This is a genomic window from Roseinatronobacter sp. S2 (assembly GCF_029581395.1).
GTDB lineage: Bacteria > Pseudomonadota > Alphaproteobacteria > Rhodobacterales > Rhodobacteraceae > Roseinatronobacter.
The window spans coordinates 1,884,768-1,898,376 of sequence record NZ_CP121113.1; the positions used below are offsets into that span (position 1 = coordinate 1,884,768).

The following is a 13,609-nucleotide window of genomic DNA, read 5'->3' on the forward strand; positions in this document are numbered from 1 at the left end:
CTGTGCGTGTATCGTGGGGCTTGCCCTGAAGGCCGATTCCTGACAGTTGAATTGCACGAAAGGAACCCGTCATGCCCGATACCCCCGTTCCCCCGCCCGAAAAGCCCAAACGCCCGCAACAGGTCTATACGCTGCTTGTCGAACTGGGGCATATGCCCGGCGACAAACTGCCCAAAGGGGCCACTGGTGCGGGGCTTCTGGTCTATGCCACAGGCGTGGACGAGGCAGAGGCCGTGCGCGAAACCGTGGCCGTTCTGAAGCAGGCCGATTTGCGCCCGCTGGATGTGACAAGCTATGGCACGCTGGATGAACGCCTGGCTGCAGGCGATGAGGTGCCACAGCAAGAACGCGATCTGATGGCGCGCGCATTGGCTGAAAATGCCGTAATCGTCGCACAGAAAACATGGTTCAACGATGCAGATGAAAATGACTGATACACTTTGCCCCGTTTCCCTGACGCAAGACCTGGTGCGTTGCCCGTCCATCACCCCCGAAGAAGGGGGCGCGCTGCAATTGCTGCAATCGGTATTGGAGGGGGCAGGGTTCACCTGCATCCGCGTCGACCGCAACGGCACGCCCAATCTGTTCGCACGCTGGGGCGCACGCGGACATCCGCGCAGCCTTGGGTTTAACGGGCACACGGATGTTGTGCCGCTGGGCAACCCCGATGACTGGACCCGCGCGCCCTTCGGCGGCGAAAGTGACGCCGGCCGCATCTGGGGGCGCGGCGCATGTGACATGAAATCGGGCGTTGCGGCCTTTGTGGCGGCGGCGGTGGATTTCGTGCGCACCACCCCGCCGGACGGGGCCGTGATCCTGACGATCACCGGCGATGAAGAGGGGCCAAGCCAGGACGGCACCGTGGCCCTTCTGGACTGGATGGCCCCGCGCGGAGAGGCAATGTCGGCCTGTATCGTGGGGGAACCCACCTGCCCGAATACCATGGGCGAGATGATCAAGATCGGGCGGCGCGGGTCAATGACGGCGCATGTGGTGGCGCGCGGACGGCAGGGGCATGCAGCCTATCCGCATAAGGCGGCCAACCCGTTGCCGGTTCTGGTGCACTATCTGGACCGGCTGGCCCGCCACGATCTGGACCGCGGCACGGACCATTTCGACCCGTCCACGCTGGCGCTGACAACCATAGATGTGGGAAACCCGGCATCGAATGTGATCCCTGCGCAAGGGCGCGCAACACTGAACATCCGTTTCAATGACCTGCACACAAGCGCAAGCCTGTCGGACTGGTTGCGCGATGTGGCGCGCGATGTCTGCGCAGGCACAGATGTGACGCTGGATCTGGAATTCCACATTTCCGGCGAAAGTTTTCTGACCCCACCGGGGCCGCTGTCGGATCTGGTGGCACAGGCTGTGACGGATGAATGCGGGGTTGTTCCTGTGCTGTCCACATCGGGCGGCACATCTGATGCGCGGTTCATCAAGGACCATTGCCCTGTCGTGGAATTCGGGCTTGTGGGCACTTCCCTGCATCAGGTTGATGAATACGCCGAAATTGACCAGATACATCAGCTAAAAGCCGTCTATGGCCGTATCTTGCAGGCGTATTTCGCATGACATTGTCCATCGCCCTGACCGAGGATCTAGCCACCTGCCACGCCTTGCGCCGCGCGGTGTTTATTGAAGAACAGGGCGTGTCCGTGATTGAGGAAGTGGACGGGCGTGACACTGATGCGCTGCATATTCTGGCGCACAAGGACGGGCAGGCGGTCGGCTGCGCGCGTATTCTGGTGGCTGGTGCAACGGGCAAGATCGGGCGTGTGTGCGTGCTGGCGCAGATGCGCGGGCAGGGCGTTGGCGTTGCGCTTATTGAGGCCGCGCTGGACTGCTTGCGCCAGATTGACGGGGTCACACAGGCCAGACTGGGTGCGCAGACCCATGCAATCGGGTTTTATGAACGGCTGGGGTTTTCCGTAGATGGGCCGGAATATCTGGATGCGGGGATTGTGCATCGGGATATGGTGCGGCCAGTGTGACCGTCGATTGTGATCGGAATGCGCCGTGACGACACAGATGGCGCGTGCTAAAGGGGGCAAATGACACGCTTTGCATCCCGCCTTGGCCCGCGCCCGTTCCGCCCCGCCCGCCCACCCCAGGCAGGGGTTACACCCCTGCCTTGCGCAACGCGCGCGGGCCAACCTGAACGCAGGGGATTTGCATGAAACAGCTTCCCGGACTGGACCAGTTGCGCGCGTGGATCGCGGAAAACCCCGGCGCCAGCAAACGCGACATTGCCAAAGCGTTCGACATAAAGGGCGGCGCGAAGATCGACCTGAAAGCCATGCTGCGCGAGTTGGAGGGCGAAGGCGTTCTGCCGCGCCGCCGATCCAAAGGCGGCACAGGCGCGTTGCCCCCCGTGACGGTGCTGGAAATTCTGGCCCCTGATGCGCAGGGTGATCTGTTCGCGCGCGCGGTCGAGTGGCGCAGCGAAGGCCCTGCGCCGCGCATCCTGTTCCTGACCCGCAGCGATGACCCCGCCCTTGGCGAGGGGGACCGCGTTCTGGCGCGGATCGAGGCCATTCGTGGCCCCGATTATGACTATCAGGCCCGCCTGATGCGCAAGATCGGCACCAACCCCGCGCGCATTCTGGGTGTGTTCCGTAAATCGGCCGAAGGCGGGCGCGTTGTGCCCATCGACAAGGGCGCAGACCGTGACTGGCGTGTGTCCGCCCATGACACTGACGGCGCGCAGGATGGCGAGCTGGTCCATGCCGAACCACTAGGCAAGGGGCGTTTCGGTCCGCCTGCCGCGCGTATCATTGCGCGTCTGGGCGACCCGACCGCGCCCAAGGCCGTGTCGCTGATTGCCATTCATCAGCATGGCATACGCGATGCCTTCCCCGACGCGGTGATTGCCGAGGCTGATCGCGCCGAACCGGCAGGGCCGGAGGGGCGCCGTGATCTGCGCGATCTGGATCTGATGACCATCGACCCGTGGGATGCGCGTGATCATGATGATGCGATCATGGCCAGCGCGGACCCTGACCCCGAAAACGCGGGCGGGTTCATCCTGTGGGTGGCCATCGCGGATGTCGCGGCCTATGTGCGCCCCGGTTCCGAACTGGACCGTGAAGCGCGCAGGCGCGGCAATTCCACATACTTCCCCGACCGTGTTGTGCCCATGCTGCCCGACATTCTGTCAGGCGATCTGTGTTCGCTGCATGAAGGGGTGGACCGGCCCTGCATGGCGCTGCGCATGGTGATTGACGCGCAGGGCAACAAGCTTACGCATGATTTCCACCGCGCGATCATGCGCTCGCGCGCGTCGCTGACCTATGAGCAGGCGCAGGCCGCGGATGAAGGCAGGTTGGACGACGCGACCACGCCACTGCTGGACGGGTTGCGCGACCTGTTTGGCGCATATCGCGCGCTGCGCCATGCGCGCGACCGCCGCCAGCCACTGGATATCGACCTGCCCGAACGCCAGATCGTGCTGTCGGATGAAGGGCGCGTCACATCGGTTGCGTTCAAGGAACGGTTTGATGCGCATCGTCTGGTCGAGGATTTCATGGTCCTTGCCAATGTTGCGGCCGCCGAAACCCTGCGCGAAAAAGGGTCTGCGTTGCTTTACCGTGTGCATGAGGAACCGAGTCCCGAAAAAATGGAATCGCTGCGCGAACTGGCGCGGGAATCGGGATTTGCGCTGGCCAAGGGGCAGGTGTTGAAAACCCGCCATTTCAACCAGTTGCTGGCACAGGCCGAAGGCACCGAATTTGACGAATTGATCAATATGGCCACGCTGCGGTCGATGACGCAGGCCTATTACAATGCGCAGAATTTTGGGCATTTCGGGCTGGCCTTGCGTGAATATGCGCATTTCACATCGCCTATCCGGCGCTATGCGGACCTGATCGTGCACCGCGCGCTGATTGCGGCGCATAACTGGGGTGATGACGGGCTGACGCCATGGGACGTGGACCATCTGGACGAAACCGCCAAGGCCATATCCGAGGCAGAACGCCGGTCCATGGCGGCAGAGCGCGACACGGCAGACCGCTATCTGGCGGCATTTCTGGCCGAACGGGTTGGCGCGGAATTTACCGGCCGTGTGTCGGGCGTTGCGCGCTTCGGGGTGTTTGTGAAGCTTGATGAAACCGGCGCGGACGGGCTGGTGCCCATTCGCGCCATCGGCGATGAATATTTCCGCCACGACCCCGAAACACAGGTGCTGGAAGGCGAGCGCACGGGCTTTCGCATCGGTCTGGGCCAGCGTGTGAAGGTCAAACTGGCAGAGGCCGAACCCGTGACCGGCGGGCTGGCCCTGGAACTGCTGGAGGTCGAGGGCGAAGCCCCCGCGCGCAACCCGCGTGGCGGTCGTGGTCGTGGCCGTCCTGTGCGGCGCGCGGTTGGCAAGCGCAAAGGCGCGGACGCAAAAGCCCGCAAGAAGATCAAACGCACCCGAGGCTGACACGCCGGACGCTGCGTCATATCTGTTGGTGATGGATTGCGATCCCGTCACGCCCTAGACTGCCCGCCAAGGTGGTATTCGAACGGGGGAAGTGATGGACGATATTGTTATTCTGGGCAGCGCACGCACGGCCATTGGCACGTTCTGGGGCGCGCTTGCGGGGCTGACACCTGTGGAGTTGGGGCGCATTGTCGCCACGGAAGCCCTGTCGCGCGCGGGCGTCGCGGGGGAACAGATCGGCACTGTGGTGTTCGGCAATGTCATCGCCACCGAACCTGCCGACATGTATCTGTCGCGCCTTGCGGCCATGAAGGCGGGCGTGCCGGAAACTGTGCCCGCGATGAATGTGAACCGGTTATGCGGGTCCGGCGTGCAGGCCATCGTTTCGGGCATTCAGGCGCTGGCGCTGGGGGATGCAGATTTTGCGCTGGTGGGCGGATCAGAAAGTATGAGCCGCGCCCCCTATATTCTGCCTGCGGCGCGGTTCGGGCAGAAAATGGGGGATGTGGCCGGAACAGATATGATGTTGGGGGCGCTGAATTGCCCCTTTGGCACGGGCCATATGGGGGTGACTGCTGAAAACGTTGCGCGCGAATATGGCATTACCCGCGATATGCAGGATGCGTTTGCACTGGAAAGCCAGACCCGCGCCGCCCGCGCCATCGCTGAGGGGCGTTTTGCCGGGCAGATCGTGCCCGTCACCGTAAAGTCGCGCAAGGGCGATGTGGTTTTCGACACGGATGAACACCCCAAGGCCACCACCGCAGACGCACTGGCGGCGCTGCGCCCGGCCTTTGCGAAGGACGGCACGGTCACGGCCGGAAATGCCAGCGGCATCAATGACGGCGCGGGCGCGCTGGTTCTGGCACGGGCAAGTGCCGCGCAGCAGGCGGGACTGCAACCACTTGCGCGCATTACCAGCTACGCCCATGCAGGTGTGCGCCCTGATATCATGGGAATTGGCCCTGTGCCTGCGGTTCAGGCGCTGTGTGCGCGCACCGGTCTGGGCGTGGATGAGTTCGACGTGATCGAATCGAACGAGGCATTTGCGGCGCAGGCCCTTGCGGTCAGTCAGGCCCTTGGGTTGGATCCTGCGCGTGTGAACGCAAATGGCGGGGCCATTGCGCTGGGGCATCCGGTGGGCGCATCGGGGGCGATCATCACCATCAAGGCGCTGCATGAACTTACCCGCACCGGCGGGCAGCGCGCCCTTGTGACCATGTGTATCGGGGGCGGGCAGGGGATTGCACTGGCGCTGGAACGCATCTGATCCTTGCACATGGCGCGTGCTGGGGTATGTCTGTCATGGATGAATTGCATGAAGGGAAGCAGACATGACACTGACACTTGATCAGGCGCGCACCATCATTTCCACCACCCGCGCCAAAGGGCGCGAGATGGGGCTGAAACCGTTGTCAGTGGTGGTGCTGGACAGCGGCGGCCATGTTCTGGCCTTTGAGCGCGAAGATGGCGCGGCACCGGGCCGGTTCGCGATTGCGCAGGGCAAGGCATATGGCGCGGTCATGCTGGGCATGGCGGGGCGCGCACAAATGGCGCGGGCCGAAGCGCAGGCCTATTTCATGGCCGCAGTGAATGGTGTGTATGGCGGGCAGGTTGTGCCGGTTCCCGGTGGTGTGCTGCTGCGCAAGGGCGGCGTTGTGGTCGGCGCGATTGGCGTGACGGGCGACACATCGGACAATGACGCGGATGCAGCCCTTGCAGGGGCCGCTGCGGCAGGGCTGGACGCCGAAGCCTGATTTTTCCGCGCTATCGGCGGACTCACAATATAGCTGGAGAGGGTGCGGAAGACGCGTGCACCAAGCCCGCCCCATCGGCGGGCCGTCCCGCGGCCTGCCGATGGGGCGGCGGGCTGCGCCCTTCGCTCCGCGCCTTGGGATTGCTGTGATTAAACGTCAATCCAACCGCGTCAATCGCCGCGATTTGCCACCGCGCCGCCCGACAGGTTTCAGCCCAGCGGCACCACGCAATCGCAAATGCGCAGCCGTACTTTCGCGCCGATATCAATGCTTGCGCCTGCGCCGGAAATGACCAGCATGCAGCGCTCGCCTTCCTGAACCCAGAACAACTGGTCATGTCCGCGGAATTCGCGCCCGACAACGGACGCCGTGCCCTCTGGGTCTGGCTCCAGCATGATCTGTTCGGGGCGCACCGACAATGACACGGCCCCGTTTGCCGCGCGGCTAAGGGGCAGGTTGCCGAATTCGGTCTTCACTTCCATCCCCGATGCGGTCCCCGTCAGAATGTTGGAGCGTCCAAGAAAGGATGCAACAAAGGCCGATACGGGGTTGCGGTAAATCTCGTCCGGAGTGCCGATCTGGACAACACGCCCGGCTTCCATGACCGCAATGCGGTCGGCCACGGCCATCGCCTCTTCCTGATCATGGGTGACCAGAATGGATGCCGATCCGGCAGCTTTCAGCAGTTTGCGCACTTCCTGACGGGTTTCCACGCGCATGGCCGCGTCAAGGTTGGAAAACGGTTCATCCATCAACACCAAGGGCGGGGCAACCGCAAGGGTGCGCGCCAGTGCGACACGCTGTTGCTGACCGCCCGACAATTCATGCGGCTTGCGTGCATCCAGCCCGAACAATCCGACCAATGCCAGCATTTCGCGTGCGCGTTCGTCGGCCTTGGCGCGTGACAGCTTGCGCAGGCCGAATTTCACATTCTCGAACACGGTCAGATGCGGGAATAACGCATAATCCTGAAACACAAATCCGATACCCCGCGCTTCGGGGGGCAGGCGGGTGATGTCCTTGCCATGCAGGTTGATGGTCCCTTCATCGGGCGGTTCAAACCCGCCGATCATGCGCAGGGTTGTCGTCTTGCCGCACCCTGACGGACCCAGCAGTGCCAGCATTTCCCCTTCGCCCAGATCGAAGCTGACACGTTCCACGGCGGGCGTGTCACCATGCGGGAAATGCTTGCGCAGGCGTTTCACTTCCAACAGCAATGCCTTGGCAGCGGGACGAAACCCCGATGGCGTTGCCTCTGCGGGCATCTTGAAACTCAGGCTTTTGGGCAGGGTGGTCATGAAGTGTCTTTCCTTGGCCGTTATCCGGCCTTCTTGTCATGGCGCAAAACGAAGCCTACGAAAAGGGCTGAAAAGGCCATGATCGCTGCGGCGTAGGGCGCGGCTTCCATCAACATACCTTCTGATGTGCGCGAAAACATGGTGATCGACAAGGGCCGGAACCCGGTGGGCGCCAGCAGAAATGCGATTGGCAGTTCCTTCATGGCAATCACAAACACCAGCACCATACCCGCAACCACACCCGGGCGGATGGTGGGCAATGTGACGCGCGCAAACACCGACAATGGCCCATGCCCCAGCGCCCGCGCAGATTCCTCCACCGACGGGCGGGCCTGATACAGCGCCGACCGGATGGGACCAAGTGCCAGCGCCAGAAAGCTAAGCGCATAGACCATCACCAGCAGCAATTGCGTTTGATACAGGAACCGCGCCGCATTCAGCGAAAAGAACACGAAAGCCAGCGCGAAAGCCAGCGCAGGCACCGCATACCCCACAAAGGCCAGCCGGTTTATCAATGTCGACAGCCGCGATGGGTAGCGCACGGCAAGCACTGCGACCGGCAATGCCATCGCCGCTGCCATCAACGCGGACGGAACCGCCACCGACAGCGATTGCGAAAATGCGCGCAGCAAGGCTGGTAACACTGCGGGCAGGTCATCCAGCCGCACCATCCAGAAGGTCAAAACCGCGATGGGCAACCCCACAGATGCCAGCAAGACCAATGCGACAAACCCCCAGCCAAGCGCCTGCAACGCAGGCGGCAGATTCAGACGCCGCCGCGCTGTGCCCGCCCCTGATCCGGTGCGCGAATAATGCGCGCCTTCGCGCAGGCGGCTTTCCCACCACACGACCGAAAGTGCGATGGCAATCAGCATCAGCGCCAGCCATGCCGCATAGACACGGTCGAACATGACGGAATACTGAATATAGATCGCGTAGCTGAACACTTCATAGCGCATCAGCGCGACCGCGCCGAAATCACCAATCACATACAAGCCCACAACCAGCCAGCCCGCCATCAGCGCGGGCATCAGGTGGGGCAGGGTGACCTTGAAAAAAACCTCTCTCGGGGTGGCACCAAGGGCGCGGGCCGCTTCTTCCAGTGACTGGTCCAGCCCTGCAAATGCGGCGCGCAGGTTTAGGTAAATATAGGGAAATGTATAAAGCGCCAGCGCCAGCGTCGCCCCCCACAGCCCTTGCAGGCGCGGGATGGTGACGCCGAATACCTGATTCATGAACCCGAAATTGCCCGACAGGCCAATCAATGCATAAGCCATGACATAGCCCGGTGTGGCCAGCGGAATAATTGCCAGAATATTGACAAATCTGCGATATTTCAGGTTGGTGCGGCTGACCAGCCATGCCAGTGGCAGCGCGATCAGCGTGGCCAGTGCCAGCGTGCAGACCACCAGTGCGAAAGTATTGCGCAGCAATTCTAACGTGCGCGGGCGCGTGAACATGTCGATCACGGTTACCAGATCGGCCTGCGTTGCGCGCATGACCAGCCAAATCAGCGGTAACACCATCAAGCCCCCGATCAAAAGACCGAGGGCCGAAAAGATCACGCGGGCCCGTGGCATGCGCCACAGGCCCGGTGTTATCGTGGTGCTCAGGTTCAAATCAGCCCAACTTCACGCAGCATTTCCAATGTGCCTTCCAGATCGCCGATGGTGTTCAGGTCGACTTCTGGCGCAACACGGGTCACGTCGTCAATATTGATGTCCTGACGTGTGACAATCGTGCCCGGAATGATGGGGAATTCAGACACTTCGCCAGTGAAATATTGCTGTGCGGCGGGCGAAAGCAGGAATTCGATAAACGCTTGTGCGTCGTCCTTGTGGTCCGAGCTTTCCAGAACGCCCATGCCCGCAACCAGCAGCAGGTTGCCGATATCGCCTTCATTGCTGAACAGCGTCTGGGTGACGGGGAAATCTGAATCGCGGTTCAGAAAGCGGTTCAGGTAGTAGTTGTTGGTCACCGCAATATCAGCTTCACCATCGCCAATGGCTTGAATGGCAGCCGTGTTGTTGCTTACAGCGACGGGTTCATTGGCAGCGATCCCTTCCAGCCATGCACGGGTTTCGTCATCGCCGTGCAGCACACGCATGGCAGTGACATGCGCCAGGAATGAGCCGTTGGTTGCAGGCAGGGCGATGCGGCCCTTCCATTTTTCATCGGTCAGATCGAACATTGATGCGGGCAGGTCTTCGTCGGACACGCGCTCGGGCGAATAGGCGATCACGCGGCCACGGCCGGATGTGGCAACCCAGCGGTTTTCGCTGTCACGGTAGCTCGCAGGCACATCGGCAACCAGCGAGTCAGGCAGCGCAGCAAACAGGTCAACCACGGCACCAAGGGCTGCGGCATCCTGTGCCCAATACAGATCAGCAGGCGATGCATCACCTTCTTCTTGCAGCAGCACGGCCAGTTCGGCAGTGCCTGCATAACGGACATTCACATTGATGCCGGTCTGTGCGGTAAAGGCTTCGATAATGGGGGCGACCAGCGTTTCACCGCGGCCCGAATACAGTGTCAGATCGGCCAGCGTGGGGGTCGCGGCGAAGGCGGCCAATGCAAAGACGGAATTGCGCAAAATTGTCATGTTAACCTCTTTCAGGGGTCTAAGTTACAGCGCAGGAACCCTGTTGGCTGATGTGCCGTCCGGCACTTTGGCTTTGCGGATATCCGCATGATAATCCCTACTGATGTCGTCAGTTATTATACCTGAGTTGTTTCGTCAACTACCTTCCGCACCGCATTTATCTGATGCGTCATCCCGTCTGTTGCAGGTGAAGCGGATATTCCATCAAAAAACCCGCAACCTTGCGGCGCGGGTTTTTCCACGGAATACAGCCATTGATCAGCGTTTGCGGTCGCGCCGGCTGCTCATGGGTTGAAAGGCCACTGCGACATGCGCTTCGCAATAGGGTTTGCCAGGTTTTACCGGCAGGCCGCAAAACCAGAAATCATCGGTCGCCGGATCGCCAATCGGCCATTTGCAGGTTCGTTCCGTCAGTTCCAGCAAGGACAGCTTGCGGGCTGTCTTTTCAATCTCGCGGACAGTTGCCAGCGCTTCAGGGTCGATCTCATCGGTAGAAGGTTGCGGCGGCAGCGGCTGGCCTGCGGGAATGATCGGGCGCGGATTATAGGGCGCAGGCGTTGTGACCACTTCGGTTGCGCGTTCAACTTCAGGTTCCGGTGCGGGCGCGGGTTCCGGCGGTTTCGGGCGGGCCGCGCGTTCGGCCTTGGCTTGTGCCAGATCAACCACAGGTGCGGCGGGTTCTGCGGCAGGCGGCGCCTGCACCGGGTCAGGGCGCCTGACTGTCGTGTCTGTCGCGGGTTTGGAAGGCTGCGCCCCTGCATTTGCAGTAGGCGGTGATTGCGGGGTGGGGGGGGCTTCTGCATCTGTGGTGGTCCGGTTCGACAGGCCAAGCCTGTGCACCTTGCCGATGACTGCGTTGCGCGTAACACCGCCCAGTTCCTTGGCAATCTGAGAGGCAGACTGCCCCTCCATCCACATTTTCTTTAGCAATTCGACCCGTTCGTCGGTCCAGGACATCATCTGCTCCACGGCTGGCGGCAGGGCGGGCTTGTCACGCGCCCCTTTTGGAATTCTATTGCCCAACAGTAAGGGCAAGGTGGTGAAATACAAGCCGCGCCACATAAATACAATGACCAAGCGTGCGAAACTGACGCCAAAGCCGGAAAGGGCAGTAAAAATGTTGGATCAACGGATAGATCAACCCGACAGGTATGACATGGGAATGCGCAGATTCGGGCGCATGAACTGGTTGGGCCTGCAAGCCCTTGCCTGGCGCGAGGTGATGCGCTTTCTTGTCGTGTGGACGCAGACCCTTGCGGCACCGCTGGTGACGGCGGGTTTGTTTCTGGCGGTGTTCTCGCTGGCCATCGGGCCTGCGCGCGGCGAGGTTCTGGGCGTGCCCTTCATCCAGTTTCTGGCCCCCGGCATTCTGATGATGACTGTTATCCAGAACAGTTTTGCCAACACATCATCCTCTATCGTGATTTCCAAGGTGCAGGGCAATATCGTCGACACGCTGATGCCGCCATTGTCGCCGCTGGAACTGGTGCTGGGCTATCTGGCGGGCGGGGTTGCGCGCGGGCTGGTGGTCGGTGTGGTTATCTCGCTGGCGTTGTGGCTTGTTCTTGGCCTTGGGGTGGCACGCCCTGTGTGGTTGCTGACCTTCCTGACGCTGGGGGCCGTGCTGCTGGGGGCAATCGGTATTGCCGCCGGTATCATTTCCAACAAATTCGACCAGATTGCCGCAATCACGAATTTTATTGTCGTGCCATTGTCGTTTCTGTCGGGGACATTCTATTCCATCTCGGGGCTGCCGCCGGTGCTGGAAATGATCAGCCGGTTCAATCCGGTCTTTTACCTGATTGATGGCGCGCGCTACGGCATGATCGGCGCGTCCGACGCATCGCCCGTTCTGGGGCTGGTGGTTGTGTCGGGAACGGCACTTGGGGTTTGCGTGCTGTGCTGGGGCTGGCTGCGCAGCGGATACCGGTTGAAACCATAGGATTTCAGGTCACACGCATGTGAATACGGGCATGTGAATGTTGCCCCCGTCCGGTCAAGCGCTGGCTTGTCACGACGGGGCGCAATGGTATAACTGCGCATGGCATGTGCCAAAAGGGGATGTGGTGAAACAGCGTATTAAATGGGCCTTTATGGCAGTGGCTTTTGCAGCGCTTGCCCCGATGGCACATGCGGGGGACCGCATGTGGGCGGATTGCAGAACCTGCCATACAGTCACCGCGCCGGACGGGACCGTTCTGGCGCGCGGCGGGCGTAGTGGGCCCAACCTGTATGGCATTGCGGGCCGCACGGCCGGTGCTGATGGCGATTTCCGTTTTTATTCCGATGCGATGCGCGCCGCGCGCGCGGGCGGCGTGACATGGACGCGGGACAATTTCGTGGCCTATCTGGCCAATCCCGAACAGTTTTTGCGCAGCGCCACCGGCAACGCAGAAGCGCGTGCCGATATGCATGTCGAACTGCGTCAGGGGGGCGCTGCGTTGTTCGACTATCTGCGCAGCCTGTCGCAATAGCGTTGAGTGCGCGCAGTTTCTGTCAATCATGTCGGATGATGGGGTGAGAGACTGGACAGCGACCCAAACGGAAAATGCTGCGGCTGCTTCCTTCCGGACCTGACCGGGTTGGCAAGGCGTTCGCCCGCGCCAGCCTCTCGCGGGGGTATCTATGCGTTCATGCGGCGCAATGCAAGCATCGTGTTGGATTTCGCAAACACAACCGCCCCCTGTGGCCTGGTCTTGCAGCGCGTGGGCGCTAACATGTTGAATAATCAAAAAGCCAGCCCGAAAACCGGTTTCCACTTTTTGCCGGTTTGTTCTATGAAGGGGCAAGCAATCAGACAGGGCGGACATGGCCAAGCGGGGCTACCATCACGGCAATCTGCGGCAGGCTTTGGTAGAGGCCGCGCTTGAACTGATTGCGGAAACCGGACCGCAAGGCTTCACCATGGCCGAGGCGGCCAAGCGCGCGGATGTGTCGGCGGCAGCGCCCTACCGCCATTTCACCGGCCGCGAGGATCTTATAATCGAGATTGCGCGGCAGGGGTTCGACCTGTTTTCGGACGTGCTGGAATACGCCTATAAGGACGGGCAACCGTCCCCGCTTGTCGCTTTCGAAGCGGTGGGGCGTGCATATCTGGCCTTTGCGCGCAAACATCCGGGGCATTACGCCGCCATGTTCGAATCAGGCGTGCCCGTCAATGCCAGCAAGGATCTTGCTGCGGCCTGCGCGCGGGCAGACAATGTTCTTTTGCGTGCGGCTGCTGACTTGTCGGCGCGTATGCCGCCGGACCGTCGCCCGCCTGCGACGATGTTTGCAGCCCATGTCACGGCGTTAAGTCACGGGATTGTCGCCCTTTATGCCCGCGGCACACCCGGCGCGCGCGCGCCCTTCACCCCAGAGGAATTGCTGGAAAGCGGTGTCGGGGTGTATTTGCGTGGCTTGGGGTTTCTGGAGTCAGACACCTGATAGCAGGCAGGGGCGCAGATTGCTTTCCCTTTCGGCGGCGTGCGAAAAAATGTGAAGCATCTTTACATTTTCCCTTGAAATCCGGATCAGACCTGCCACA

At 61.5% G+C, this 13,609-nt stretch carries 13 protein-coding genes and 1 other RNA gene; 9 read left to right on the top strand and 5 right to left on the bottom strand.

The genetic code is table 11. From position 1 onward, the window contains the following. Positions 1-71 precede the first annotated feature (71 nt). From P8S53_RS08965 to P8S53_RS08990, 6 genes are all read left to right on the top strand, one after another. On the top strand, positions 72-434 hold the full coding sequence (locus tag P8S53_RS08965; RefSeq protein WP_277803623.1) for a hypothetical protein: 363 nt from the start codon (positions 72-74) through the stop codon (positions 432-434). Then, entirely contained in the window at positions 427-1,575 is a 1,149-nt protein-coding gene (gene dapE / locus P8S53_RS08970) for a succinyl-diaminopimelate desuccinylase (protein WP_277803624.1), read from the top strand. Before P8S53_RS08965 ends, dapE begins: the two co-directional genes overlap by 8 nt. Continuing rightward, a complete protein-coding gene (locus P8S53_RS08975) occupies positions 1,572-1,994 on the top strand; it encodes a GNAT family N-acetyltransferase (RefSeq protein WP_277803625.1) in 423 nt (140 codons plus the stop codon). The genes dapE and P8S53_RS08975 overlap by 4 nt, the downstream gene beginning before the upstream one ends. A 182-nt stretch (positions 1,995-2,176) precedes the next feature. After that, the gene (rnr, locus tag P8S53_RS08980) at positions 2,177-4,426 is read left to right on the top strand and encodes a ribonuclease R (protein ID WP_277803626.1); all 2,250 of its coding nucleotides are present in this window, start codon (positions 2,177-2,179) and stop codon (positions 4,424-4,426) included. 94 nt (positions 4,427-4,520) lie between these two features. After that, positions 4,521-5,696 carry a beta-ketothiolase BktB gene (gene bktB / locus P8S53_RS08985; protein ID WP_277803627.1) on the top strand — a complete coding sequence of 392 codons (1,176 nt, stop codon included), beginning with the start codon at positions 4,521-4,523 and terminating at the stop codon, positions 5,694-5,696. A 64-nt stretch (positions 5,697-5,760) separates the two neighbouring features. Then, positions 5,761-6,183: a heme-binding protein gene (locus tag P8S53_RS08990; RefSeq protein WP_277803628.1), complete on the top strand. Its 423-nt coding sequence runs from the start codon at positions 5,761-5,763 to the stop codon at positions 6,181-6,183. A gap of 209 nt (positions 6,184-6,392) precedes the next feature. Here the strand turns inward: P8S53_RS08990 and P8S53_RS08995 are convergent, their stop codons facing one another. From P8S53_RS08995 to P8S53_RS09010, 4 genes are all read right to left on the bottom strand, one after another. After that, on the bottom strand, positions 6,393-7,481 hold the full coding sequence (locus P8S53_RS08995; protein ID WP_277803629.1) for an ABC transporter ATP-binding protein: 1,089 nt from the start codon (positions 7,479-7,481) through the stop codon (positions 6,393-6,395). Between the two features lie 20 nt (positions 7,482-7,501). Further along, on the bottom strand, positions 7,502-9,007 hold the full coding sequence (locus P8S53_RS09000; protein ID WP_277803630.1) for an iron ABC transporter permease: 1,506 nt from the start codon (positions 9,005-9,007) through the stop codon (positions 7,502-7,504). Positions 9,008-9,096: 89 nt separating this feature from the next. Beyond that, positions 9,097-10,083, bottom strand: coding sequence for an iron ABC transporter substrate-binding protein (locus P8S53_RS09005; protein WP_277803631.1), 987 nt, complete (start codon positions 10,081-10,083; stop codon positions 9,097-9,099). Positions 10,084-10,341: 258 nt separating this feature from the next. Next, a complete protein-coding gene (locus tag P8S53_RS09010; RefSeq protein ID WP_306417903.1) occupies positions 10,342-11,040 on the bottom strand; it encodes a GcrA family cell cycle regulator in 699 nt (232 codons plus the stop codon). Positions 11,041-11,200: 160 nt separating this feature from the next. On the opposite strand from P8S53_RS09010, the gene P8S53_RS09015 reads away from it, so the two are divergent. Continuing rightward, positions 11,201-12,025, top strand: a complete 825-nt coding sequence (locus tag P8S53_RS09015; RefSeq protein ID WP_277803633.1) for an ABC transporter permease — start codon at positions 11,201-11,203, stop codon at positions 12,023-12,025. A gap of 124 nt (positions 12,026-12,149) precedes the next feature. Next, on the top strand, positions 12,150-12,557 hold the full coding sequence (locus P8S53_RS09020) for a cytochrome c family protein (protein WP_277803634.1): 408 nt from the start codon (positions 12,150-12,152) through the stop codon (positions 12,555-12,557). A gap of 41 nt (positions 12,558-12,598) precedes the next feature. On the opposite strand, the gene ffs is transcribed toward P8S53_RS09020, so the two are convergent. Next, positions 12,599-12,697: signal recognition particle sRNA small type (gene ffs, locus P8S53_RS09025), an RNA gene on the bottom strand. Positions 12,698-12,891: 194 nt separating this feature from the next. Here ffs and P8S53_RS09030 point away from each other — a divergent pair. Beyond that, positions 12,892-13,509, top strand: coding sequence for a TetR/AcrR family transcriptional regulator (locus P8S53_RS09030; RefSeq protein WP_277803635.1), 618 nt, complete (start codon positions 12,892-12,894; stop codon positions 13,507-13,509). Positions 13,510-13,609 lie beyond the last annotated feature (100 nt).